The organism is Salinispora pacifica DSM 45544 (genome assembly GCF_000378845.1).
GTDB lineage: Bacteria > Actinomycetota > Actinomycetes > Mycobacteriales > Micromonosporaceae > Micromonospora > Micromonospora pacifica.
In genome coordinates, this window is the sequence record NZ_KB905361.1 from 1 (window position 1) to 21,309 (window position 21,309).

29 protein-coding genes are annotated in these 21,309 nt (G+C 66.4%); 7 read left to right on the forward strand and 22 right to left on the reverse strand.

Annotated features, from left to right (window positions below):
* Positions 1-54: 54 nt before the first annotated feature.
* From SALPAC3_RS0124815 to SALPAC3_RS0124830, 4 genes are all read right to left on the reverse strand, one after another.
* Positions 55-567, reverse strand: a complete 513-nt coding sequence (locus SALPAC3_RS0124815; protein ID WP_018223866.1) for a hypothetical protein — start codon at positions 565-567, stop codon at positions 55-57.
* Between the two features lie 101 nt (positions 568-668).
* A complete protein-coding gene (locus SALPAC3_RS29020; RefSeq protein ID WP_232430589.1) occupies positions 669-884 on the reverse strand; it encodes a hypothetical protein in 216 nt (71 codons plus the stop codon).
* A gap of 314 nt (positions 885-1,198) precedes the next feature.
* A complete protein-coding gene (locus tag SALPAC3_RS0124825) occupies positions 1,199-1,393 on the reverse strand; it encodes a helix-turn-helix domain-containing protein (RefSeq protein ID WP_018223868.1) in 195 nt (64 codons plus the stop codon).
* Positions 1,393-1,692, reverse strand: a complete 300-nt coding sequence (locus SALPAC3_RS0124830; RefSeq protein ID WP_232430590.1) for a hypothetical protein — start codon at positions 1,690-1,692, stop codon at positions 1,393-1,395. The genes SALPAC3_RS0124825 and SALPAC3_RS0124830 overlap by 1 nt, the downstream gene beginning before the upstream one ends.
* Before the next feature lie 248 nt (positions 1,693-1,940).
* On the opposite strand from SALPAC3_RS0124830, the gene SALPAC3_RS0124835 reads away from it, so the two are divergent.
* Both SALPAC3_RS0124835 and SALPAC3_RS27690 read left to right on the forward strand, forming a co-directional pair.
* Positions 1,941-2,378, forward strand: a complete 438-nt coding sequence (locus SALPAC3_RS0124835; protein ID WP_018223870.1) for a hypothetical protein — start codon at positions 1,941-1,943, stop codon at positions 2,376-2,378.
* A gap of 440 nt (positions 2,379-2,818) precedes the next feature.
* Positions 2,819-3,598, forward strand: coding sequence for a tyrosine-type recombinase/integrase (locus tag SALPAC3_RS27690; RefSeq protein WP_157632369.1), 780 nt, complete (start codon positions 2,819-2,821; stop codon positions 3,596-3,598).
* 239 nt (positions 3,599-3,837) lie between these two features.
* Here the strand turns inward: SALPAC3_RS27690 and SALPAC3_RS0124845 are convergent, their stop codons facing one another.
* Entirely contained in the window at positions 3,838-4,242 is a 405-nt protein-coding gene (locus tag SALPAC3_RS0124845) for a hypothetical protein (RefSeq protein WP_018223872.1), read from the reverse strand.
* Positions 4,243-4,743: 501 nt separating this feature from the next.
* Between SALPAC3_RS0124845 and SALPAC3_RS0124850 the strand changes: the two genes are divergently transcribed.
* From SALPAC3_RS0124850 to SALPAC3_RS27695, 4 genes are all read left to right on the forward strand, one after another.
* Complete coding sequence (locus SALPAC3_RS0124850; protein WP_080635278.1) at positions 4,744-5,748, forward strand: helix-turn-helix domain-containing protein; 1,005 nt, start codon at positions 4,744-4,746, stop codon at positions 5,746-5,748.
* A 133-nt stretch (positions 5,749-5,881) separates the two neighbouring features.
* On the forward strand, positions 5,882-6,058 hold the full coding sequence (locus tag SALPAC3_RS28515) for a hypothetical protein (protein WP_018223874.1): 177 nt from the start codon (positions 5,882-5,884) through the stop codon (positions 6,056-6,058).
* On the forward strand, positions 6,058-6,288 hold the full coding sequence (locus tag SALPAC3_RS0124860; protein ID WP_018223875.1) for a hypothetical protein: 231 nt from the start codon (positions 6,058-6,060) through the stop codon (positions 6,286-6,288). The genes SALPAC3_RS28515 and SALPAC3_RS0124860 overlap by 1 nt, the downstream gene beginning before the upstream one ends.
* On the forward strand, positions 6,285-6,467 hold the full coding sequence (locus SALPAC3_RS27695) for a hypothetical protein (RefSeq protein ID WP_080635279.1): 183 nt from the start codon (positions 6,285-6,287) through the stop codon (positions 6,465-6,467). The genes SALPAC3_RS0124860 and SALPAC3_RS27695 overlap by 4 nt, the downstream gene beginning before the upstream one ends.
* A 283-nt stretch (positions 6,468-6,750) precedes the next feature.
* Here SALPAC3_RS27695 and SALPAC3_RS28175 read toward each other — a convergent pair whose 3' ends face one another.
* The 7 genes from SALPAC3_RS28175 to SALPAC3_RS0124900 form a co-directional block, all read right to left on the reverse strand.
* Positions 6,751-7,461, reverse strand: coding sequence for a hypothetical protein (locus SALPAC3_RS28175; protein ID WP_157632370.1), 711 nt, complete (start codon positions 7,459-7,461; stop codon positions 6,751-6,753).
* Between the two features lie 759 nt (positions 7,462-8,220).
* Complete coding sequence (locus tag SALPAC3_RS0124865; protein WP_018223876.1) at positions 8,221-8,955, reverse strand: DNA-methyltransferase; 735 nt, start codon at positions 8,953-8,955, stop codon at positions 8,221-8,223.
* Between the two features lie 97 nt (positions 8,956-9,052).
* The gene (locus SALPAC3_RS0124870) at positions 9,053-9,316 is read right to left on the reverse strand and encodes a hypothetical protein (RefSeq protein WP_018223877.1); all 264 of its coding nucleotides are present in this window, start codon (positions 9,314-9,316) and stop codon (positions 9,053-9,055) included.
* A gap of 110 nt (positions 9,317-9,426) precedes the next feature.
* A complete protein-coding gene (locus SALPAC3_RS0124875) occupies positions 9,427-9,732 on the reverse strand; it encodes a hypothetical protein (RefSeq protein WP_018223878.1) in 306 nt (101 codons plus the stop codon).
* Between the two features lie 18 nt (positions 9,733-9,750).
* The gene (locus SALPAC3_RS0124880; protein WP_018223879.1) at positions 9,751-10,575 is read right to left on the reverse strand and encodes a peptidoglycan-binding domain-containing protein; all 825 of its coding nucleotides are present in this window, start codon (positions 10,573-10,575) and stop codon (positions 9,751-9,753) included.
* A gap of 596 nt (positions 10,576-11,171) precedes the next feature.
* Positions 11,172-13,313 carry a hypothetical protein gene (locus SALPAC3_RS0124895; protein ID WP_018223881.1) on the reverse strand — a complete coding sequence of 714 codons (2,142 nt, stop codon included), beginning with the start codon at positions 13,311-13,313 and terminating at the stop codon, positions 11,172-11,174.
* 8 nt (positions 13,314-13,321) lie between these two features.
* The gene (locus SALPAC3_RS0124900) at positions 13,322-15,265 is read right to left on the reverse strand and encodes a phage tail tape measure protein (protein ID WP_018223882.1); all 1,944 of its coding nucleotides are present in this window, start codon (positions 15,263-15,265) and stop codon (positions 13,322-13,324) included.
* Between the two features lie 71 nt (positions 15,266-15,336).
* Between SALPAC3_RS0124900 and SALPAC3_RS0124905 the strand changes: the two genes are divergently transcribed.
* Positions 15,337-16,059 carry a hypothetical protein gene (locus SALPAC3_RS0124905; RefSeq protein ID WP_018223883.1) on the forward strand — a complete coding sequence of 241 codons (723 nt, stop codon included), beginning with the start codon at positions 15,337-15,339 and terminating at the stop codon, positions 16,057-16,059.
* Position 16,060: 1 nt separating this feature from the next.
* Here the strand turns inward: SALPAC3_RS0124905 and SALPAC3_RS0124910 are convergent, their stop codons facing one another.
* Genes SALPAC3_RS0124910 through SALPAC3_RS29315 form a run of 10 tightly spaced genes read right to left on the reverse strand, consistent with a single transcriptional unit; the run spans position 16,061 to position 20,864 of the window.
* Positions 16,061-16,270, reverse strand: coding sequence for a hypothetical protein (locus SALPAC3_RS0124910; RefSeq protein ID WP_018223884.1), 210 nt, complete (start codon positions 16,268-16,270; stop codon positions 16,061-16,063).
* Positions 16,267-16,812, reverse strand: coding sequence for a DUF7426 family protein (locus tag SALPAC3_RS0124915; protein ID WP_018223885.1), 546 nt, complete (start codon positions 16,810-16,812; stop codon positions 16,267-16,269). The genes SALPAC3_RS0124910 and SALPAC3_RS0124915 overlap by 4 nt, the downstream gene beginning before the upstream one ends.
* On the reverse strand, positions 16,812-17,582 hold the full coding sequence (locus SALPAC3_RS0124920; protein ID WP_026185884.1) for a phage tail tube protein: 771 nt from the start codon (positions 17,580-17,582) through the stop codon (positions 16,812-16,814). The genes SALPAC3_RS0124915 and SALPAC3_RS0124920 overlap by 1 nt, the downstream gene beginning before the upstream one ends.
* Positions 17,583-17,598: 16 nt before the next feature.
* A complete protein-coding gene (locus SALPAC3_RS0124925; RefSeq protein ID WP_018223886.1) occupies positions 17,599-18,051 on the reverse strand; it encodes a minor capsid protein in 453 nt (150 codons plus the stop codon).
* A 1-nt stretch (position 18,052) separates the two neighbouring features.
* Complete coding sequence (locus SALPAC3_RS0124930; RefSeq protein WP_018223887.1) at positions 18,053-18,406, reverse strand: minor capsid protein; 354 nt, start codon at positions 18,404-18,406, stop codon at positions 18,053-18,055.
* 3 nt (positions 18,407-18,409) lie between these two features.
* Entirely contained in the window at positions 18,410-18,751 is a 342-nt protein-coding gene (locus tag SALPAC3_RS0124935; RefSeq protein WP_018223888.1) for a hypothetical protein, read from the reverse strand.
* Positions 18,738-19,145 (reverse strand): hypothetical protein, encoded by a 408-nt coding sequence (locus tag SALPAC3_RS0124940; protein ID WP_018223889.1) that lies wholly within the window; start codon positions 19,143-19,145, stop codon positions 18,738-18,740. Before SALPAC3_RS0124940 ends, SALPAC3_RS0124935 begins: the two co-directional genes overlap by 14 nt.
* A 12-nt stretch (positions 19,146-19,157) precedes the next feature.
* Positions 19,158-19,469, reverse strand: a complete 312-nt coding sequence (locus tag SALPAC3_RS0124945) for a hypothetical protein (RefSeq protein WP_018223890.1) — start codon at positions 19,467-19,469, stop codon at positions 19,158-19,160.
* Complete coding sequence (locus tag SALPAC3_RS0124950; RefSeq protein ID WP_018223891.1) at positions 19,469-20,419, reverse strand: SU10 major capsid protein; 951 nt, start codon at positions 20,417-20,419, stop codon at positions 19,469-19,471. The genes SALPAC3_RS0124945 and SALPAC3_RS0124950 overlap by 1 nt, the downstream gene beginning before the upstream one ends.
* Positions 20,420-20,462: 43 nt before the next feature.
* Complete coding sequence (locus tag SALPAC3_RS29315; RefSeq protein ID WP_018223892.1) at positions 20,463-20,864, reverse strand: hypothetical protein; 402 nt, start codon at positions 20,862-20,864, stop codon at positions 20,463-20,465.
* Positions 20,865-21,309: the final 445 nt, after the last annotated feature.

The following is a 21,309-nucleotide window of genomic DNA, read 5'->3' on the forward strand; positions in this document are numbered from 1 at the left end:
TCCGGGCGTGCTCCGCGGCGGCCGACGTGTGCGGCGGCAGCACCGTCGAGGCGCTCACCGGGCACCGCCCTCGGCGAGCTGGGCGCGCAGCGCCGCCACCTCGGCCCGCAGCGCCACCGTCTCCGGGGCCTCCGGCGCGGGAATCCGGGTCCACGCGGTAACGCCCAGCGCGCCGACCGTGACATCCGCCCGGCACTCCCAGAGGGACGACACCGACACATCTACCGGCGTCCCACCAAGGGCGGCGGCGATCGCCTCCACCACGGGCCGGCGCTCCCCGCTACCCCGCTCCACGAACGGCCCGACATGCACGGACAAGGTCGGGTAGATGTCGGGGGCCGGCGTGCCGGTGAGAGAGCCGATCCGGTCAGCCGCCGCACGTAGATCAGCGGCGAGGGCCTGCCAGTAGTCCGGTTCCGGGGTGCTCTGAGGCTCTGCTGCCGGCGTGGGCAGCGGGTTCTCGCAGTCCCGGCCCCGGCTACCGAAACAGCGCGGCGAGCAGTAAACGTCGGCCTGGGCGGCGGCGCACATCTGCCGCTCGGTGGTGTCGGTACGATCGGTGTGCATCTGGACTCCTTCTTTGAGTGGTGTTGTCCGGGTGTCGAGCCCTTCGCCGACCGCAGATCGGCGGGGGGCTCACTTCATCGACCGCTTCGCGTCGATGAGGGTCATTGGGCGGCCTTGCTGCTCAACCGCTCACGGCGGCACGTCTTGCACTCGCGCCGGGCGTAGCCCTTCGGAGTGCGCCGTGAGTAGGTGTTCTGTGGCGTGTATTCGTGGCCCTGCCGGCAGTGGGTCTTCGCCGCGTTGTGGTGGGGCATGGTGTGGCGGGAGCGGAGCAGGTTCTGCCGCTGCGTTACCGCCTCCAAATGGGTCGGATTCACGCACCGTCGATGCCGGCATCCGGTCCCGCCTGGACAAGTGGTGTCTGTGTTGTGGCACTGGTGGTCGACGTTCAGGCCGTCTGGGACGGGGCGGACCATCAGTTCGTAGGCGACCCGATGTGCTCCCTCGCTTCCCTTGCCGAAGATCCCGTAGCCGTCGGGGTTGGTGTGGCCGCGCCACATCCAACAGGCGTCAAGGCCGCCGGAGGTTTCTACCTGAGCGATGAAGGCGCGGATCCGAAGTGGGCTAATCGCGTAAATGCGGCCGGGGCCGGCAGGCGGAGTCGGATTGCTCGGTCCGGCGGGAGGGTGTGTCATGCGATCCTGCCCTTCTCCCGCTGCTGCATCAGTGCGTCAACCGCAGACCGGCGGACGCGAAACCGGGGTCGGGACTTGCCCTGACCGATGTCGATGCGGGGAAGTAGGCCGGCCCACACGAGCCGGTAGACCGTCTGCTTGTGGGTGCGCATGACTGCGGCGGCTTCCTTGACGGTCAGGTAGGTGTCCATCACTCGGCCACCTCGAAGAGGTCTTCGAAGCTGACTGATAGCCCGAGTTGGCCAAGCACCTCGCTGTGGTGCTGGAGCGCCGCGAGTGTCGCGGCGATTACGGCCTCTCCGGCGTGCTGGTCGCGACGGAGTCGGGTGATGGTGCGTGATGCGATGCCGAGTAGTCGTGCGCGCGCTTGGTCGGATGTGGCTCCGACAATGCGCGTGTAGAGGTCGAATCGGTCGAGACGTAGCCGGACGTGGGGGCGCTTCACCCCGTCAACGTCTGGCCTTGTCCTGACCTTCATATCCGTGTTCACGTGTCCGAGATTACTCGGATATGCATGGGCTAGCAAGCGCTGTAGGTCACGCATGTCTAAGTTCACCCGGACGTATGACTAGACTCGGACATGCGTGTCTGGGTACCGTTACTTGCATGTCTCAGCGAGTGCTACGCAGGGCGCGGAGGTCGGCGATGACCAACCGGCCCATGCGTCCGCCGCCACTACTGCCACCATTGCCGCGCCTGCCCGCGTCCTCAGACACGCATGTCGCCTACCATGTCCCGATGGACAGTGAGCACCGGATCGATCGGGCCGAGTGGGCTGCGGTGGTCCGAGAGGTGCTGGAGACGGAGACCGGTGGCAAAAAAGAGCCGCTGGCCCGGCTCCTCGGTATCAACTCGAAGACGCTCCAGCGTTGGCTGAGTGAGGAGGTGGCTGTCTCTGAGGAGTACGTGCGCCTCGTCGCACGGACCACCGGACGTGATCCGATGGGCCTGCTCACGAGGGTCGGGTACTACCGTGAAGCCGATCTCACCGTCAAGCCTCCGCCGAACCCGCTTGAGATCGCGGAGGATGCCGCACTGAAGGTGATCGAGGAGAGCGGTCATCCGCCTCGGGTCAAGGCCCGGATGCGGGAGCGTCTATACGAGTTGCGCCGCCAGCGTCAGGCTGCGGAGGTTGAAGAGGTTCAGTGGTGGATTGATCACGCCAAGGAGGGGTAATGGCGTGGATCCGCCAACTCGACTCGGGTAAGTGGGCGGCGACGATCCGATACGGATCCGGACCAAACGATCGACTCACGGAGACCGATAGGTCCAAGGTGGTCATCACCAGGTGGGCCGCTGACCAGGAGGCCAGCCTGCGGCGGGGCGACTGGATTGACCCGCGCGCCGGCAAGAAGACCGTGGGGGAGTGCTGGGAGCAGTGGGGCACCACGTCCCGCCGGCTTGAACAGGCCAGCCGACGGCGGGACGAATCCCACTACCGGTGCCATGTAGCACCACGGTGGGCGGACGTGCGCGTCGGATCGATCCTCAAGCCGGATGTGACGGCATGGGTGGTCGAGATGGAGGGCGTACACACAGCGAGCTGCCGCAGCCCAAGAACCTGTCCCGGGTGTAAGGCCCCAGTCGGCGCGGCCACAATCGAGGGTGCGGTCGGTGTGCTCCGTGCGGTTCTCGACCTAGCCGTCGAGGCCAAACTTATCCGGGACAATCCAGCTCGAGGTGTCCGAAAGCCGAAACGCGACGCTCACGTTGACCGGGTCCTGGACCCCGATGAGGAAACAGCACTGCTGGACGCGCTCGATCGGATGTTTCCTGGCCGGGTTGACGCGGCCCTTTTCGTAGAGTTGGCAGCCGACACGGGAATGCGGTGGGAAGAGGCATCGGCAATTCCGCCATCGCTTGTCGATACGCGGCGGCAGCGTATTCACATCGCCTGGGTGATGGAGAGGGACGGTACGGCGCGGCCGTATGCAAAATCTGCTGCTGGTAATCGCTCGGTGACCTACGGGGACCACCTTTCCGTGCGGATGAAAGAGGCGAAGGTTGCAGCTCGGGAAGTGAAGGGCGTGTTTCCTGGTGACGACCCGGGCAGACTGATTTTTACCTCAGAGAATGGTAAGGAACTGCGTTATTCAAACTGGCATCGTCGGGTGTGGAAACCGGCGCTGCAAGGCATGCCAGAGCGGCAGATGGTAAAGGGGCATAAGTTCCGGCCAGCGGTCACGGGCGCAGACTTGGACGACCCGCAGCCGACTCCGCACGACCTGCGGCACACGTTCGGCACCCGGCTCGCGGACGAGGGGGTGCCGTTGCACGACATCATGGCGCTGATGGGGCATGAGGATGTGCGGTCAGCGCAGCGGTATTTGCATTCGCGGGAGGAAAGGTTCGACCGGGCTCGTCAGGCCTTGCGCCGGGCGCGTGGTGGATCTTGATGAGTCGCCCATGAGTCATGATCTTGATATGTCATGTTGAAACCGCCTAACTTGGCTTAACTCTAGGTGCAGGTCAGACGCATGATCGTCCCTCCGTGCCAGGTCAGGGGATTGGCTGGAATTCGTTCACACCGAAGAGGTCACTGGTTCGATCCCAGTATCGCCCACGTTGAATATTTGCAGGTAAGAGGGCCGGTTGGAGAGCTCCAACCGGCCCTCTTGCTATCCGGTGGTAGAGATCATGAGTCGCCTGTGAGTCGACGCCGCTGAGCCCCTGGTGGCCGACCGTCTGTGAGTCCAGCCTTGTAACCGGTCTCGAAGCCCTGGACCAACGCATCCTCCAGTTCGGCGGCAAGCTGTTCGCGAAGGTGAACCTCCAACAGGTGCCGCTGATCGACGACCGCCGTGCGCCTGTGCGCGTCTACTCGGGAGAGTTCGCCCAGGACGAATTCCCGGCGCCGTGCCTCCATGGCGTGGCCCATCACGTCGATGGCATCCCAACAGTGCCGGACCTCGTCCCGGAGCCACGCGTTCTCCTGCCGGAGGCGCCGGTTTTCCTGCTGGTACAGGCGTTCGCGCTTGCTGGTCATTGCGCGCTGGTAGGCGGCGGTGGCGGCGTGTGCCGCGCGGGCAACCAGTGGCATGGCAGGGCGGGGGTGGGGGTGGGAGGGATAGTTCACGCTGTCGAAGACCTCCGGTGAGTGCCGGTCAGGGCGTGCTAGTCGAACACACGTATGAATGAATGGGAAGACTCTTCGTGGGTGTGTCGATGGATCTTCGCCCGGTTGCAGGCGGCGATGGTGCGCGACCGAGGGCCACGACCCCCGCACGGAGGCCCCCGTCACCGTTGCTCGTGATCACGGATCAGCCCGAACAATTTTAGTAGCGTATCCATAGTCGACAAATCATATCGACGAATGATTTTGGACGTCCGTTGACGTTTTGAATGTCCGCTACTTCATAGCGGACAGCTCGAACCTGTTCGGAACCACCATTCCGTGGTAGGGCGTACCGCGCGACGCGCCGGAACATCCATACGGACAGGTGACGGCGTGACGTGCGGGCGGGGAGTACCGTCGATGGCGGCAGGGCGCCGGTTGTAGCGGTCGGCGCCCGCCACCCCAGACCGCTACCTGGGAGAACTGATGCCGGCCCGTGTTCCTACCTTTGTTGATCCCCGATTCCCCGCTGAGCTGGCCCGTATCCGTGGCGCGTCGGGCATGTCGATACGCGACGTGGCGCGTCGAGTTTTCTGCGGCAAAAGCTACGTGCATGACCTCGAAACAGGTCGGACCAGACCCACGGTCGAGATCGCTCGCCAGCTCGATGACACGTTACGAGCTGGCGGGAGGCTCGCCGCCATGGTCGTCCAGGCTCCCCTGGTCAACACCCCGGACGATGAGCAGCGGATCGCCTACGCGATTGCCGAGCCAACCCGACTGGATGGCACCACGGTGCGGCTACTCGCCGAGGTGTTGGCCAATCAGCGCCGCCTGGACGACACGCTTTCGGCGTCGCTTCTGCTGCCGGCGGTGATACCGCAATGGCAAACCGTGCGCCGCCTCACCGCCCAGGCTGCGGGCCCGCATGCCGCCGGCTTGCATGAGGTGACGGCGGAGTGGACCCAGTTCGTCGGCTGGTTGTATGCCGAGGCCCGTCACGACACCGAGGCGATACGGGTACTGATCGAGGCCGCCGACGAGGCGGACGCGGTCGACAGTGGTCCACTGGCCGCTCAAGTGGAGAACTTCCGCGGCTACCTGGAGCGTCAGCGCGGTAACCCGCGTGGGATCGTGCGGCACTTCCTCGCCGCTTACCACACCCCCGGAGCGGCGGCGTTGCAACGGGTAGGTGACGCGGTGCAAGCCGCCCATGGGTACGCGCTCTTGGACGACCGGGCTACCGCCGCGCGGCTGCTGGGCGAGGCGAATGACCTGACCACAGTGGCGGAGTCGCAGCCGCCGCCCGGGCTCGCGTACTGGCTGACGCCGACATTTTCCCGGATGAGTCTCGGCCTGGCCTACCTGGCACTCGGCGACAGCGCCACGGGTGTGGACAACCTCCGTGCCGGGCTCGCCGGACTGCCCGCGGACCAACGCGACGCGGAGTGGACGCAGGAGTACCGCGACGCGCTACTCACCGCCAGCTAACCGTCCGCAGCCAAACGCGGACACGTCGCGGACAGCGCCCATCCTGACAAGTAGCTCGGTGTCACCAAAGGATGATTCTGGGTGGTGACACTGGTGCCGTTGCCGCCTCGACCTGATCGAGGGGAGCACGCACATGATCCGGCTTTTCCGCAAACGCCGCCGTTCCGCGCGGTTGGACGCCACTGGTCCCGCCACGGTGTATTCGGCGCGGGCCGGCGCCTACCGCCCACTGTGGGACCAGCCGACGGTGATCCTCGATCATCGGCCGTTGATGACCCGGTTGGCCCGGCAACGGGCCTGCCGCCGGTGATGGCCACCCACGCCCGGCCGCACTCCGGCAGCCTGTCGACGGTCCAGCTACGCAACCGGATGATCCTGTCCGCCCGGCGGATCATCACCGAGCACTGGCCGCGGATCGACCGGTGCCCGATCTGCCGGTCCGCCTGGCCGTGCCCGCGCACAGAGACCGCCTACGACTACCTCACCACGGCCGGGCAGGGCAACTGGGCGCCACCGCAACGCGCCGGGAGCCGGCGTTGACGCCCGGCGACGCGACCATCCGCCGCTGGTGGCGGGACCTGCACGACCACCGCCAAGTCGACGGCCGCTGCCCCGTGTGCGGCACCCCGCGGCGGTGCTGGCCCTGGGCGGACGCGTACGCCGGGCTACTCACCCACGACCTGCTCGGTCCACCCCGCACTGATGTCCGGCCAGTCTAGCCCGTGGCAACACCGATTCGACTGGCAAACTCTCGTACGCCCGGGAGGCTAACTCGAGGGCATCCGGCTGTCCGGGTCGGCGAACGAGCGGGCGGACGTGTCAATCGACCAGCACAGATTGCTTCGGTGATGGCAGGCCGCGCGAGGTGGAGGGCCCAGCCGGGACGGACGGGGTCCCTGCGGAAGAAGGAGTCCCGGCAACCTAAGGCGGTTACCGGGACTCCAACGTTGTTGCCGCGGGCTCCTAAGCACCTCGCCCGGCATATCTCGCGTGGGGCTGGGGTCAGGACGTTATCTTGCTCGTCCAGCCTCCACCGTGCTGAGCCGTGAGGTTAAGTCGCACCCCAACGGTTTCACTAAAAACGCCGCCACCTGTGCGCGTGTAGCTTGCGTCAGCAACGCACTTTCCGGTGAACCCGTTCGCCTGGCGCGTAACGTATGACAGCTTCCCGTTTGAGAAGCCACCTATGCCGCCGTGGGTGAGTCCGCCGATGGAGTCAATATAACATCCATACACAGGTCCCAAGGCGTACCTGTAAGCCGCCGTAAAGCCTACGCTCCAGGTGATCGCATCCCAATCAACCCTGCAGTTCCTCCAAGCCTTATAGCTGACCACAGAAATGCTCTCGCAGCCGGAAATTCCCAGGAGCGAAACATCGCCAGTAGATTCAGTAGGGATCTCAACCGTGCTGACGTTGATGGAACCATCCCGATAGCGATACACCGTCTGCTCAACCCCATTGAGGGCTTCAGTTTCGGTTGAAATCGGGGCTGCGCCACTTTCCGAGTCCCAACGCTCCCCGTCGATAAACTCCTGAAGTAGTGCGTCCTGCGTCTTAGTCGGCACATCATACTTGGCGAGAGCCGTGCGAACGTACTCGATATCAGCCTTCGACACCTGCGGATCGGCGGCGGCTGGCGCACCCCCAATCAGGGATGAACCTAGCGATGCAACCAATGTCATTGTTGCTATCACAAGAGGCTTCCGAAGCATGTCTCTCCCAAGTTTAGAAACATTTCCGCGCTATTGGCGCCCGCTGCGCCCATCTTTGAATTTCTTTACTAGCCAAAGTGTGGACACGACCAAGATGGCAACGACCACTAGGGCCGAAGCGTGCCAGGGTTTCATATCTAAAGCACCTACTTCCTTTCCTTAGTGACGAGGTTGCGCCATATTGGACCGTAAGGGGCACCAGCGCCCTGCGAGAAAGAACGCTACGCCTTACACCTAATTCAGGCAACCCACGACCAATCGTAACAGAAACTTACTTTCGGTAACAAGGGGTAGATCCTGCGACATCAACGCCTCGACCCCTGCAGGGCATCACCGCTGATGCACCACGCTGCCAATACTCACATTGAGTAGTTAACTTTTTCTATTCTTTCACGAACAGTAGCAACACGTAGTCGCGTGCCAGTAAACCTAGAGGTCAGGGCGATTCGCCTAATCACGCGCTGTGATCCCAAATTCATATGTGATGTGACTCTCTAGCCTCGATGATTCGTGCGTCCAGCGGACCTGGAGGTGTGAGTGTGTAGCTCATCTGGAGTCGTAAGCTCGTCGTCGCCTGCCGGTGTGAGTCCGGTCCGGGTAGCTGCCAGGCCCTGTTTTCTGCCTGAGCCCAGCTAAAGAGCGTGTCTCGGATGGCCCGACACGACGAAACGCCCCGCCTGGCCTCACAGCCGGGCGGGGCGCTCATGTTTGGTGGTCGGCGCCGGCCGGGACGTCACCGGCGGCACCGCAACGACGACCCTACCCGGGCGTGTGCTGCATGGTGGCGTCGGTGAGCCGCTGCCGTGCAATCTGGGCGTAGTGGGCGCTGGCCTCGATCCCGATAGACGGGTGGCCGGCGTCGACGGCGGCAACGCCGGTGGAGCCGGAGCCGGCGAACGGATCGAGAATAGTGCCGCCGGGCGGGCATACCCTGACCAGGTCGGCGAGCAGGCTGACGGGTTTCTGGGTGATGTGCTGCCTGCCCTTGCGGGGCTGGCTGGCACTGTAGAGGCCGGGCAGGTAAACCGGGTTGCGGGTGGCGTCGAGCGGCCCGTGTGAGCCCCACAGCAGGAACTCGCAGTCGGCCTTGAACCCGCCGACACGCGGGCGGGAGATGGGTTTGTGCCAGCAGATGATGCCGCGCCATAGCCAGCCGCCGGCCTGCAGCGCGTCGCTGGTGGCCGGTAGTTGCCGCCAGTCGGTGAACACCAGCAGTGACGCGCCGGGCCTTGAGACGCGGAGGCAGTCGGCGAGGATCAGCGACAGCCATGCGGTGTAAGAGCGCTGGTCGCGGTTATCCCCGGTGAAATCCCGCAGCTGATGGGCGACGTCGCCGGAGACGTACTTGCTGCGGGTGGTGTGCTTGGTCCGGTCAGATTGGGTACGGCCGCCGGAGTTGTACGGCGGGTCGGTCAGCACGAGGTCAACGCTCGCGGCGGGCAGGGTGGGCAGGATCGTCAGGGCGTCGCCGTGGTGCACGGTCCAGGCGGTCATTCAGTTCTCCCGCGTTAACCCCGGGGGTGTCTGGGTGTCCGCCGGTGGTGGTGCCCCCGAGTCACCACCACAGGCGGGTGTGGTTACGTCGGCAGGACTACTGCTGCCGGGCGGCCGGCGCCTCATAATGAGGCGCTGCCGGCGCGCCGAGCAGCACGCCCAGCCGTGGCCAGCGTGCCTCGGCGACCCGGACGAGGGCGTAGTAGCCGGCCATCGCCAGCGCCACCACCCCGGCCGTGAGAGCGGTGCCCGAGTCGGCGTCGAGGACGATCCCCGCCTCGGCCGCCAGCCACGCGAGCAGGGCGCCAACGGCGGCGGGGACAGCGGTACGGATCAGGCTGATCAGGTAGTCGTGCGTCATCGGGGTGCCTCCTGGGCTCCTGGTTAGGGTCGGGGGATGGTGAACGTGCCGTCACTTCCGCACGCATCCGAGGTGCGTGAACGGCTGAGCAGGAGCCTGCTGTAGCACGGTCAGTGCTCGGCTTGGTCGGCGCCGGTGGCGTGGGCGATCCGGTCGATCTGGTCCTTGAGTGACTGGCCGCCGTTGGGGCGCAGCTCCTCTAGGGCGTCCAGGCGGTCCTCGATCCGACCGACCCGGGCCATGAGCCCCGGGCGGCCGGTGGGTAGACCGGGGCGGGGTGGCTCGCCGACGAGGTCGTCAACGAGCCGGGACACCTTGCGGCTGGTGGTCAGCGTCCCGCGGCCGGCGCGGCGGAGGACCTCGGCGGCGGCGCCGACGGCGACGATCACCGCCGAGATGTAGAGCAGCGTCTCCACCGTGGATCTCCCAGCGGGTTAGCGAATCGGGTTGCGGTAGGCGGCGTCCCACGTCTTGCGGCCCAGCAGCCCATCGCGGGTGAGGCCCTGGTCGGCCTGGAATGCCTTGATCAGCTCCCGGTACTCCGGCCCATACAGGCCATCGGCGCCGCTCTTGCGCAGGTACCGCTTGCCCTTGCCGGCGGGCCAGCCTCGGCGGGTGAGCTGTTTGGTCCAGGCGGCCAGCCACTGCCGGTCGGTCTTGCCGTTGAACTTTCGCCGGTAGTAGCCAGACACCGACCGATTCCCTCTGCTACGGGAGCCGAAGTAGTAGCCGCTCGGCAGAGGGAACGCCACCACCGGGCCGGGAGCCGGCCGCAGCGGCACCGGCACCGGCACCGGCGTGCCGAGCTCGTCGAGCCGCCAGTCCGTACCCCGCACCGTGTCCGCGGCCTGGGTAAAGTCGGAGTTCACGTGGCAGTGGCTCGTGTGCCGATTCGACCCGGTGTACGCGTGGGTGGCGAAGCCGTGGCGGCGGTGCCAGATCCGGCCCTGGTAAATGATGTACCGCACCCACCACAGCGCGCCCGATCGGGCGAGTGTCACCCACAGTTGCACGACCTGTTCCATCGTGACCCCGTGCGGGTCGTGCAGGTCGGCGTCGAAGTCTCGGGCCCGTACCTCGTCGAGCTGGTCGCCGTCGCGATACTCCGGCCGCCCGGTCCGGTCCGGGTTGTGGCTCGACGGGTAACCCTGGTGGGCGGTGTCGCCGATCGCACCGTCCGATCTGGTGTCCCGCCCGGGAAACCGCTTGTTGAGCTGATCACGGGCCTCATCCAGATTTGGTACTACTGTCCATATCATCGGTGTTCACCTCCAGGTCTGGCCAGTCGGTCTGCTTAGGGTCGGACCAGGGGTCCGGGAGCTGGATCCCGATGTGCTGCTCCGGGTACTCGTCCGGTATCGGATGCGCGGAATTGGTTTGCATTTTGCTCCTTGTCATGGGGACACCCATTCGGCTTCGAGCACGGCCGTGAAGCCGAATTGGTTGTAAAGCGAAAGCGACCCGCCGCTGTTTTGCCACACGAATATTTCGAGGTAGTCGCCAACAGTCAGCCTGATAAGCCCGGACGCTGACAGCCGAGAGCTAATCCCGGATGGCGTCGCCGGGACTGCGACTCCGACGCGGGCCGCAGTGCCGTCGCGATACACGACCAGCGCACGGGATCCGCTGGACTGGAGCGTGAACCCGACTGCGGCACCTACCCGGAAGAGGCCAGCCGTTCTGCAATAGATGCCACCGCCGACAATACTCGCCATCCCATCCGTGTCCTCACTGACGGTAGTAAGCGGCACCTGCGTGTAGGTGGCGTTAGGAATGGGGTCCGCGGCCATGGTTGTCATCAGACACAGCGGCCGTCCAACGATATCTGACCAGTAGGCACGGTCTCCAGCTGCCATCACAGCCCCCATCGTTTCGCGTCGGCCAAATGCACGGCTGTGCCGGCCGCTTGCGGTTTACTAATCCCGTTGACCGCGCGGACAACAGTGGCGGTCTGGGTCCACGGACCGGAGCCGCCGGGCGTGCTCATACTGGTCACGGTGATGCGTTCCCCGCCCACAAGCAGGTCGTAGGGTGTTGCGGTCGTCGACCATGTGTCGTAAAACCCTGCGACTGAGACCGTGATTGACGTGTCCGCAGCGTTGTGGTCGCCGTCCAGGGTGGTGGTGCGCGAGTCCCACCGAAATGATGGGTCGTCCCAGACGCCGACCTCCCAGCGGGCGGCGGGTTCGGTGGCCAGCTCGATCATCCACTTGCGTCGGCCGCTAATCGTCTCTCGTGCGTACACGATGGTCTGGTCGATCAGGTCGATCCCCGCCGCATCGGGGGCGTTGACAACTTGTATCCGTGACCCGGGCTGGCAGGCCACCCAGTCCCCGGTCAGCGCCCGCCCGGAGCGGGTGTGCAGTGGCACGGTGAGGCGATACCGGGTACTTGTCTGCCCGTACATCCATAGCCGCCAGTCGGCGTGATGCTGCAATTGGTCATCCGACGCCAGGTTGAGACGGGGGCTGGACGGGATCAGGCCTCGTTGGGTGATCGACTCCTTGTCATCGGCGACCGCACTGGAGCCACCGATTCGTGTGACTGTCCAGTGATTGCGCAGCTGCTGATCGTTGTCGGTTGGAGTCAGGTTCCCGCCGAGCTGCTGGTCGGCGGCATCGATGGTCAGGGCGACCGGGGCGGCGTATCGGGACCAGCGAGGCAGGTACGCCAACCCGAATTCGGACTCGTAGATGATGCCGAGGTCGACCTGTTCGCACTGCTGGTACAGGTCGAGTGGGGTGCCGTCTGGCTGTAGGCCCATCGCGGTCGCGCCCTCATCGGGGACTGTCGGCACCGACAGGGCGATGCCGTCCTCGGCGCACAGCCGGGCCAGCCGTAGGTGCGCCGCTTCGTCCGGGTGGGCGTCTACCTGGACGTACGTGAGTGGCGACGTCGCGCTGTCCCACACCCGCAGATGTCCCACGACGAAGTCGAGTGGGGCAGGCGAGGAGATCACGCGTTGGTCGGGGTTGAGCGCGATGGTGTCAACCCGGGCCAGGGTGCCGGTGACGGTCACCGACCCAACGGTGGACGATCCGGTCATGATCGTCACGTCGATGGACCCGCCGTTCTGGACGGCGGATATCCTGAGATTGTAGGGCCCGACGCGGCGTGTCGGCATACTCCAGACGACTGTCGGCGACCCTGACGCGGTGTAGGCGACCAGATAGGTGCCGTAGACGTCGTCGTAGCTATCCACATAGTCCCAGCGCACGAACGTCCCGGCGGGTGTTGTCCACCTCAGGAGCACCACCGTGTCCACCGGATTGCCCGTCTGCCAGAACGCCTCCAACGTCCAGGCGACCGGGGCGGCTGTCCCGGCCGGCACCCGACCGGACAGGGAGCCGCCCAGGACCAGCAGCGGCAGGGGTTTGGTGCCGAACCGTTGGATGCCTCGGTCCACGTCCCCGGCGCCGAACTCCACGTTCCCGTCTACTTGCATCGGCGCTACGCTGCGGAATCCGGATGCCGCCTGCGTCGCGCCGGCCTCGTCCTCACATGGCCAGTAGGCCAGCAATCCGTCATTGGCGGCGACGATCCGGTACATCGGTGATCGGGCCGGCGGGGATCCGCGCCCCAACCGCCCGAGGACGCCCACCGACTCGATGCGCGTCACCGCGAGTTTGCCGGAGCGGCCCGGCCAGGTCACCGACCAACTCCGCACGTAGCCGGAGTGACGGTTACGCCATCCGGTCCCGTCTCCCAGGTCCACATCCACACTGACCGGCGTCCAGGTGCGCACATACGGCCAGTACGGAGAGGTTGGATTCCCGACGGTGAACCGGCCGTCGCCGTTGCGTAGCGTCAGCGCACACGTGGACGACTCTGGGCGGGTGGCGCTGGACTGGCGTCCCCATTCCAACTCGATTGGATCCGACGCCCACCAGTAGTTAGTCAGGTCCGTCCATGACCAGGTGGCGGGGTCGGCGGACAGGTCAGCGCCGAACGCGACGCGAATTCGTACAGCGAGCGGGTCACCGTCAGCCCAGCCCATACCGCCTCCTACAAATCACTGCCGATGGCCTGCTGCGCATTGCCGCCACGCAGGGCGACCTGCTCCCGTAGCGCCAGGACCAGATCCCCGCCACGAATCCGGAACTCGCCGGTGAGCAGCAGCCGGATCAGCCCGGCCACGGCCGACCCCGACGTGAGGGGTTGGATCGTGGCCCCGCGGTTGAGGTACGCCAGCTCGGGGCCGCGTTCACCGACCACGGCCAGACCTGGCGCGAGAGCAGTACCGCCCTTCGCCAGGTAGGGAATGTTCGGGGTGGACAAGGTGGCGCCACCCCACACCTGGCCCAGACCCGGAACGCTAACGCCCGGAATGCGGAAGGACAGCCGGTTCCATTTGCCGATAATCCAGTTCAGGGCGCTCTTGAAGGCAGCCTTGAACCCGTCGAAAAGTCCCCGCGTCGCCCGTCCAACCCGCCCGGGCAGCCCGGTCACCCAACGCAGCCATGCCGAGCCCTTATCGACGATCCAGTCGAAGACGGCGCGGCCCAAGTTACCGACCTTGCGCCAGGTCTCCGAAAATAGCGACCACCACGTCCGCGCCCCCGCAACGAGCATCCCTATCACCCATTCCCAACCGCCGACGATCCAGTTCAGCACCCATTCAGCGGCGGCCTTGATGCCACCCCACGCGGTTTGCCATAGGTCCTGAAACCACGTCGTTTTCGTCGCAATCCACATGATCGCAGCAACGAGGGCGATAATGCCCAGCACGATCCACCCAATTGGACTGAGAGCCATCACCACGTTGAGGGCCGTCTGCACCGCCACCCACGCCTTGGTGACCACGATGATCGTGCCGATCACCCCGGCGAGGATTCCCAGCCCAGTCGCCAGCGGCACCACCCAATCACTGTTTCGAGACAGCCAACCCAGCGTGTCACCCAAAGCGGTCAGGACCGTGCGTTTGAACGACAGCAGCCGCTGGATGGTGGTGTCCTCAAGCTTCTTGGATGCCTTGTCGCTGGCCCCCGCCACGCCATCGAGGCCATCGCCTACCGCCGACAGGTTGCGCAGGAAACCAGGGATATCTGCGACGTTGAGATCCTCCAAGGGGGTGCCGAACAGGGCGATGGCGGCGGTCGCCTGCTCGGTGGGATCCTTGATTGACAACAGTCCGGCGGTGATCTTCTGGAGAGCGGCGTGCGCGGTGTCACCACCGGCGAGGATCTGGTTGGACATCGTTTTGGCGTTCAACCCGATCGCCTGGTAGGCGTCCACCGAGGACGTCGACATGTCAGTGGCCAGGGCGGTGAACTCTTTAAGCGCGTCGCCGGTTTTGTCGATGCTGATACCGCCTTTATTGCTGGCGGCTGTCAGGAGCGCGAACGCTTGTTCCCCGTCGAACCCCAACGTCCGAAAGAACTGCCCGTAATCGTCTGCGGTCTCCAGGACGTCTTCTCGTAGCGCTATCGGCACCCGTTTGGAGGCGGCGGTGATCAGGTCCATGGCGTGGTCGGCGTCGCGCACCAACCCCGAGCCGATAAGCGTGGACGCGTACTGGGCAGCCGTAGCGACATCGGTCCCCCACGCGGACGCGTACGCTTGCACCTTCACGGTCATCCGCTCGATCGCTCCGGCGTCGTCTACCGCCGCCAGGTGCGAGGAGACCACCGCCTGCGTGGCTTCCATCACCTGATCCGCCGACTCGCCGAACCCACGGGCATATACCCGCCCGGCGGCCTCACCGATTGACTGCGCCAGCGCCGGATCACCCACCCGGGCGGTCAGTTTCGCGCGGGCGGCGTCCATGTGCAGGCCCTCGACCAGGCCGGCGCCGATTCCTGCGGCGAGCGCGGCACCCAGGACGGGGCCGTGCTGCTTGGCTCGCTCGCCGAGCTCCCGCATCTTGCCCTCGGCGGCTTTTATGCCCTTGGCGAAGTGTGTGTTGTCGGCCTTGAGATAGGCAACCAACTCGCCGAGCTTCAATGCCATGTCGGTCACCTCCAGCTGGGCATGCCTTGTGTACGGTGCTCGCGTCACCAGCGAGCTACGGAAGGTTGAAGATGAGTCAGAAGCGGAAACCGTCGACAGCCGTCGTCGTACTCAGTGCCGTCGCCGGGGCGCTGACGCTCGTGCTGTTCGCCGGTCTGATTGGCGGCCTGTTGTTCAGCGACGACGACACCGAACTCGAGAGCCCTCCCGCCTACACTGCGGTCAGTCAGGAGGGTGGGGACATTGTCGTCGAGGTGGATCAGGTGCTTACCGCCGACCAGGTAGAGGCCATCGGCGTCGATCTGCGGAGTAAGCAAACCAGGGAGACCAGCTACCACGTGTCCATCAACTGCTCCACCGGTGGCAGCGAGACGTCCGACAACCGGCTGGCCAACGTTCGGTTCGGGATCGGCACGCTCGGCAAGGCCCGAACCGGTCTGGACGACGGGCAGTTCGATGTCCAGATGAACCAGGACCGGACCTGCCCCGCATCGGCTCCCCCCGCCGTCAATGCCACAGGTCTTCCTATGCCCGACAAGGAAAGCTGGGATGCGTACATCGCCGCTCTCAAGGAGATCGACCCTGCGATTGTCGGAACCAAGGACGAGAGAACTTTGATCAGCCGAGGCCGCAGCCAATGCGGCAGCGTGAAGCAGTGGCCGGACGATCAATCTAAGCTTGTCGAGTTGACGAACCTACGGTTCACCGCACCCGGTTACTCTGAGGGGTTCGGCGAGGCGAAGGCCGAGAAGATCCTTGCCGTGGTGCGTACGTACATCTGCCCGACCTACTGACCTACCGACCAGGTACCTCGGGGAGTTCGGGTTCAGGCGCGAGGGCGCGGTAGGTGCGGGTGTCGGCGGTGAGTAGGCCGAGGATGCGTGTTTGGAGCCACCGCCAGGACCGGGTGCGCATCAGGGTGCGGTCTTCGACGTCGATGCCGTACACGTCGTGTAGGTCGGCCTCGATGAGTGCCCACTGTGCGAGCAGTTCAGGCCAGCTCACCGCGCCGTCCGGCGTCTGCTCTTGCGCCCGGGCGTCGGCGGGGATGTCGTACCACTCGTAGAGGCCGGTCGAGCTGTCGCGTCGGCCTCGGCCGTACGGTTCCCGCCAGTCCCGTTCCGGTTCGCCTGCCTGCGTTGGGCCCGGTTTCCCGGGCCCGAGGCTTCCGGGCGGCCCCCGGAGGTCCAGTACCGTTCGGCGGCGTCCTCTCCACCGATGATCCAGATGTAGCCGGTCTGCCCGCAGAACTGGATGTACGGGTCCTCGACGCCGTTGGCGGCCATCTGCTGGTAGACGTCGCCAAGGACCCGCTCCGGCAGGCTGAGGTCGCCGGGCAGCTGCGGTAGGGCCTCGATGCGGGCGATGGCGGCCTGTATCTCCTGCTCGTTGCTGGCGTTGTGTACCTCTCCGGTGACCTCGGCCAGGCGGCGGCACCACAGGCCCAGCTCGGCGGAGGGCAGCGGCAGCGTGTACTCGCGGCCTCGGACGGTCAGCGTGAGCCCTGGCGACCAGTAGGCGTCGAGGTCGTGGAGACGGGTGCCCATCAGGCGTAGGTGTAGTCGTCGGCGGGCGTGTCCGTGTTGGTCCCGGTCGTGGTGGTGACCTGGACTTGGACGGTGCCGGCGAGGCCGGCGGGCGGGATCGCCACGATGTGGCTGTCGGAGACGACCGTGTAGCCGACCGCCGGGTTCGCGCCGAAGTCGACTGCTGTCACGTCGGTGACGCCGTTGGGCCGGTAGTGCTGCCCGTAGACGTCTACGACCTGGTCAGATCCGGCCGTTGAGCCGGAGGTCGGGAAGATACTGGTGACCGTTGGGATGAGGGAGCCGGCGGGGTTAGTGATGTCGGTGAGCTGGCCCTGCCCCTGAAGCACGATGTCGATGGTCTTGCGGCCCTTACCGCCTGACGGCGCCCAAGACTTGACGTAGCAGCGGCCTTCGTGACTTTCGCCGTCGTCGAGGCCGTCGCGGTTGTACCAGCGGATTCCGAACTCGGCGTTCCCGGTGGAGGTGGTACGCAGCGCCTTGAAACGGCTGCGGAGGAAAGCCTGCACGGCGTCGATGGCGCTGCCCTGCAGGTTGGTCGACCAGGCGATTTTGGCCTCGATGCGCCAGTTGTAGCCGGTGACCTCCTCCCGCATCGCCCCGGTGTCGTCGTAGACCTCGTCGTCCTCGGTGCGCAGCTCTTCCAGGAGCTTGGCCTCCTCGATGCCCATGAGCTGCTGGTACGCGACGGCCGGGTAGGTGGCGGTGTCGATGTCGAGTCGGTGCGTGCGGGCCAGCTCGGTGACCCGGGTGGTCGGGGTGGTCGCCATGACGCGGCCCTGCCTCTCAGTCGGTGCGATTGAGCGTCGGGCGCATCGCCTCGACGTAGTAGTTGCTGGACGACTCCCACCGGCGGTTGGCGTCCTGGCCGAGGGAGGTGTGGTTGCGGCGGGTCACGTCCACGACCTGCACCGTGCCGAGGGTGGTCCGGCCGAGGCTGTCGAGCAGCTCGTACACGGCGTCGGCGATGTCCTCGACGCTGCGCGGGTCATCGGGTAGTCCCCGGCAGCGCACCTGCACGCCCACTGTGTGGTCGGCCATGCCGGGCAGGTCGTCGCCGAGCGGGTAGGCGGTGAGGGTGATCAGCCGGTCTGGCTGCTGCGGGATGGCGCGGATGACGATGGCTGTCTCGCCGGCCTGGTAGGCGCCGGATGTGCGCCAGGTTCCGGCGTCACCAGTGTGGAGTAGCTCGGCGAGGCCGGTCAGCAGTTGGGAGGTCCAGCCGTCACCGAGTGCCATGTCATCCCTTCAGTGGCTTTCCGGCAGCCTGCGCGATGAGGGCGAGCATCACGTCCCACTCCGTTGTCATCGGCTGCTCCAGGTACTTGGCTTGGCGGCCGTCGTCGTGCCGCAACGTCATATCCTCGTGTTGCCGGCCGGCGTATGGCCTGTCGTAGGAAACAGCGACGGTGCCGGAGCCGGGGTCGGTGGTGACCTCGCCCGACCGCTCCAGGTCGCCCTCCTCGTGCGGCACGAGGGTTGAGGACTCCTGGAGCAGGTGTTCGCCGGCGACCAGGAGGCCGTCCATGCTGGCGTCGGATAGTGCGGCGAGCACCCTGTCTCCGTCCCATTCCAGCCGGAAGTCGTCGGCCATCGGCTACTCCAGGTTCAGCTCGACGTGCTCCGGCAGGTCCAGGCCGTGTGCGGATAGGTCGGAGCGGGCCAGCACCCGCGACGTGCGCCCAGCCCAGGTGACCCGGGATCCGGGCGGGCAGACGGTGTCCGATGGGCAGTAGACGGTGGTGGACGACACCTGCTCGGTGCCGGCTGCGTCCTGGGTTTGCACCCGCACCAGGCGGCGGGACTGCTCCACCACGCACGGCGTGACATCGGCCGGGGCGGCGAGCACGTCACCGTAGGCGCCGGATCCCTCGTACGCCTGCACCGAGATGGTGGCCGGCGTGGGGATGTGAACGGCGATGAAGTCAGCCCAGTCCATGCCAGGGCTCCTGCGGTCCGTGCCCGGTCAGTCCGGCGGCCTGGAGCGCCTGCCATGCCTGCGGCCACAAGCCGTTGACCTTGCGCGCTTGTTGGCTGGATCCGCCGGCACCCTGCCCGCCACGCACAACGCTGACCTTCCCGATCGCGAAGCTCGCGGTCGGGGGCATGGCACCGGTGCCGGTAATGTCCCCGGCGGCGATCATCCCGGCGACCTGCTCACACGTGGCATCGCGTAGGGCGGCGATCACGTCCGCATCCGTCGCGTCGTAGACGGCGGTCAGCAGTGCCCTGTCGACATCCCTGCTAGCTCGGGTGAGCAGCAGCGCGGCGGACGCGCCGGACGGCACCGTCACCGGGTAGGCGGCCAACTCTGCCTCGGTTGCGTACGCCACGCTGCTGCCTCCTCACTCGGGCTTCGGCCCGTATTTCTCGATCAGGTCGGCCTTGGTGAGCGCCTCGGCCTCGTCCGGGTCGGCGTCGTGCACCCTGACCGCGTAGCCGACCCATTCGGCCTTGACCGCCGATGGTGCGGGCGGCTCGTTCGGCGCGTCGGGCTCGGCGGGGCTGACCTCGACCACGCCATACTCGTTTCCCAGGCCGCGTAGTGTCTCGGCCTGCACGATGTTGGGCACTTCGGCCTGCCCGTCACGGAAGTGCACCGTCCCGGCCTCGGTCCACACCTGAAGCTGCGGGTACCGGTCGCAGCGGAATGTCATCATGATGTCGCCAGGCCGGTGATCTTGCCGTGGGTCTTCTCGTTGCCGTACTTGAGGCCGACCTCGCCGTAGAGCTGGCTGCGGTCGTTCGCTCCGGTGCGGCCCAGCGGCTCAGCGAAGAAGTGCCCCTTGCCGGGGATCTCCTGGTAGACGGGCATGCACTGCTCCAGCGACACCGCAGACAGCGCGTCGGCGGGCATGTGCCGGTTGAGCATCAGGTTCAGCCGACCGAAGTCCGTCTCGATCGTCTGCACGTTGACTCCGGCGACGTTGCGCGACTGTTCCCGGTAGTTCTTGTTCGTGACGAAGATCGTCGTCAGGGCTCGCTTCTGGACGGCGTTGCACATCAGGGTCGCGGTCTCCGACTCCTGGATGCCGCCGTTCACCCACACCGACTGGAGCAGGTCGAGCACCATCGTCTCGGTCAGCGCAGCAGCCGCCGCCGCGACCACGTTGGTGGTGGTCGCTTCGAGGATGCCGCGCGTCTTGCGGGCGGTCGAGTTGTCCGCCGGCTTCACGTAGGTGCCCTGAATGAAGCTGTACTCGATGTCCCGCGCCATCTGCTTGAGCATCTGCTCGACCTGCCAGTCGAGCTCGTTGGTGACCGGGTTGGCTAGCGCGTTGTTGATGCCGGCCTTGGCTTGGACGGCGGCGAGCTTGGTGTAGGACACGCCGACGGTCTCGTGGTGGATCTGCACGATGTTGGACACGTTGGCGCGGACCCGGTTCTCCTCGGTTGGGGCATCCGCGCCCTCCAGCGCGGTGTTCTGCCCGGCCGCGCGTAGGTCGTAGGTCTGCCATTCGAACTCGTTGGCGTCGGTCTGCCCGCCACCGGTGAGCCCGCCGATCGCGGAGAAGAATGGGGTGTCGCTCGGGGTGAGCTGGTAGAGGACCCCGGTGTAGTTGGGCAGGTCATAGGTGGTGCCGAGCCCGGTGATGCTTCCGGCCACGGTGTGCTCCTTAGGTCGAGAGAGCCCTGGACTCGGCCGGGGCCTACTGCGGTTGCTGTTGGTGGGCGGCCGTCAGCTTTTGGTTCTGCAAGCTGATGACCTTGCGCCAGTTACCGGCCTTCTGCGCCTCGGTGATCTGCTCGTCGAGGCTCATCGCTGCAGCGGTCGGTGCGCCGCCGAAGTGGCCGCCGGAGCGGGCCGGCAGCTGCGGCTGGGGCAGGCCGGCGGGCTGGGCGGCCATCCACGGGTTCTGCGCGGCGATCGTCTGGATGGTCCAGGCGAGACGCTGCGCGTAGTCCGGGGCGGCCGGGTCCAGGCCGGCAGCGGCCTGCTGCCATGCGGTCGAGCCGAGCAGCGCGGCTGGGTTGACCCCTGCCTGCCCGGCGGCGGTCCCGGCGTGCTGGGAGGCGGTCGCGGTCCGCAGTTGCGTGTCCCGCTCGGACACCTGACTCCGGAGCCGCTCGATCTCCTCTCGGGCGGCCTTGGGTAGCCGGGACAGGTCGTAGCCGCCACCGTCGTTGTCCGGCTGACCGGCTGGAGGGGGCGACAGCGGCTGAGGCGGGACGAGGTCCGACGGTGCCGGCGGCTGCCCGGTCGGAGCGGGGGTGTACGGCGGTGCGGGCGGCTGACCCGGCGGCGGCTGCCATTCCGGGAAGGGCGGGCCCTGCCAGCCGGTCGGTGGCGGGGTCCAGCCTTGCGGCGGCGTGGGTGGCTGCTGGGGCGGGGTCTGCGGCGGGCTGCCGTACGGCTGCGGCTGCGGCTGCGGGGCGGACGGTGGGGGCTGTGCCGGCGACGCGGGCGGCGCGGCGGGCGGCGGCTGCTGGCCAGCCTGCCCTTGCGGGGCGGGTGGCTGCGGCGACGGCCCGGCGGGCGGCTGCGGGGCGGGCTGA

Excerpts from the sequence above, each read along its gene's own strand:
- SALPAC3_RS0124835 (WP_018223870.1), top strand. The coding sequence starts at position 1,941 with ATGGACAGTGAGCACCGGATCGATCGGGCCGAGTGGGCTGCGGTGGTC.
- SALPAC3_RS0124920 (WP_026185884.1), bottom strand. The coding sequence starts at position 17,582 with ATGGCGACCACCCCGACCACCCGGGTCACCGAGCTGGCCCGCACGCAC.
- SALPAC3_RS0124930 (WP_018223887.1), bottom strand. The coding sequence starts at position 18,406 with ATGGCCGACGACTTCCGGCTGGAATGGGACGGAGACAGGGTGCTCGCC.
- SALPAC3_RS28175 (WP_157632370.1), bottom strand. The coding sequence starts at position 7,461 with ATGCTTCGGAAGCCTCTTGTGATAGCAACAATGACATTGGTTGCATCG.
- SALPAC3_RS0124880 (WP_018223879.1), bottom strand. The coding sequence starts at position 10,575 with ATGATATGGACAGTAGTACCAAATCTGGATGAGGCCCGTGATCAGCTC.
- SALPAC3_RS0124945 (WP_018223890.1), bottom strand. The coding sequence starts at position 19,469 with ATGACATTCCGCTGCGACCGGTACCCGCAGCTTCAGGTGTGGACCGAG.
- SALPAC3_RS0124860 (WP_018223875.1), top strand. The coding sequence starts at position 6,058 with ATGGCCACCCACGCCCGGCCGCACTCCGGCAGCCTGTCGACGGTCCAG.
- SALPAC3_RS0124815 (WP_018223866.1), bottom strand. The coding sequence starts at position 567 with ATGCACACCGATCGTACCGACACCACCGAGCGGCAGATGTGCGCCGCC.
- SALPAC3_RS0124865 (WP_018223876.1), bottom strand. The coding sequence starts at position 8,955 with ATGACCGCCTGGACCGTGCACCACGGCGACGCCCTGACGATCCTGCCC.
- SALPAC3_RS0124905 (WP_018223883.1), top strand. The coding sequence starts at position 15,337 with ATGAGTCAGAAGCGGAAACCGTCGACAGCCGTCGTCGTACTCAGTGCC.
- SALPAC3_RS0124900 (WP_018223882.1), bottom strand. The coding sequence starts at position 15,265 with ATGGCATTGAAGCTCGGCGAGTTGGTTGCCTATCTCAAGGCCGACAAC.
- SALPAC3_RS0124935 (WP_018223888.1), bottom strand. The coding sequence starts at position 18,751 with ATGGACTGGGCTGACTTCATCGCCGTTCACATCCCCACGCCGGCCACC.
- SALPAC3_RS0124925 (WP_018223886.1), bottom strand. The coding sequence starts at position 18,051 with ATGGCACTCGGTGACGGCTGGACCTCCCAACTGCTGACCGGCCTCGCC.
- SALPAC3_RS0124915 (WP_018223885.1), bottom strand. The coding sequence starts at position 16,812 with ATGGGCACCCGTCTCCACGACCTCGACGCCTACTGGTCGCCAGGGCTC.
- SALPAC3_RS0124825 (WP_018223868.1), bottom strand. The coding sequence starts at position 1,393 with ATGGACACCTACCTGACCGTCAAGGAAGCCGCCGCAGTCATGCGCACC.
- SALPAC3_RS0124845 (WP_018223872.1), bottom strand. The coding sequence starts at position 4,242 with ATGCCACTGGTTGCCCGCGCGGCACACGCCGCCACCGCCGCCTACCAG.
- SALPAC3_RS0124870 (WP_018223877.1), bottom strand. The coding sequence starts at position 9,316 with ATGACGCACGACTACCTGATCAGCCTGATCCGTACCGCTGTCCCCGCC.
- SALPAC3_RS0124895 (WP_018223881.1), bottom strand. The coding sequence starts at position 13,313 with ATGGGCTGGGCTGACGGTGACCCGCTCGCTGTACGAATTCGCGTCGCG.
- SALPAC3_RS0124850 (WP_080635278.1), top strand. The coding sequence starts at position 4,744 with ATGCCGGCCCGTGTTCCTACCTTTGTTGATCCCCGATTCCCCGCTGAG.
- SALPAC3_RS28515 (WP_018223874.1), top strand. The coding sequence starts at position 5,882 with ATGATCCGGCTTTTCCGCAAACGCCGCCGTTCCGCGCGGTTGGACGCC.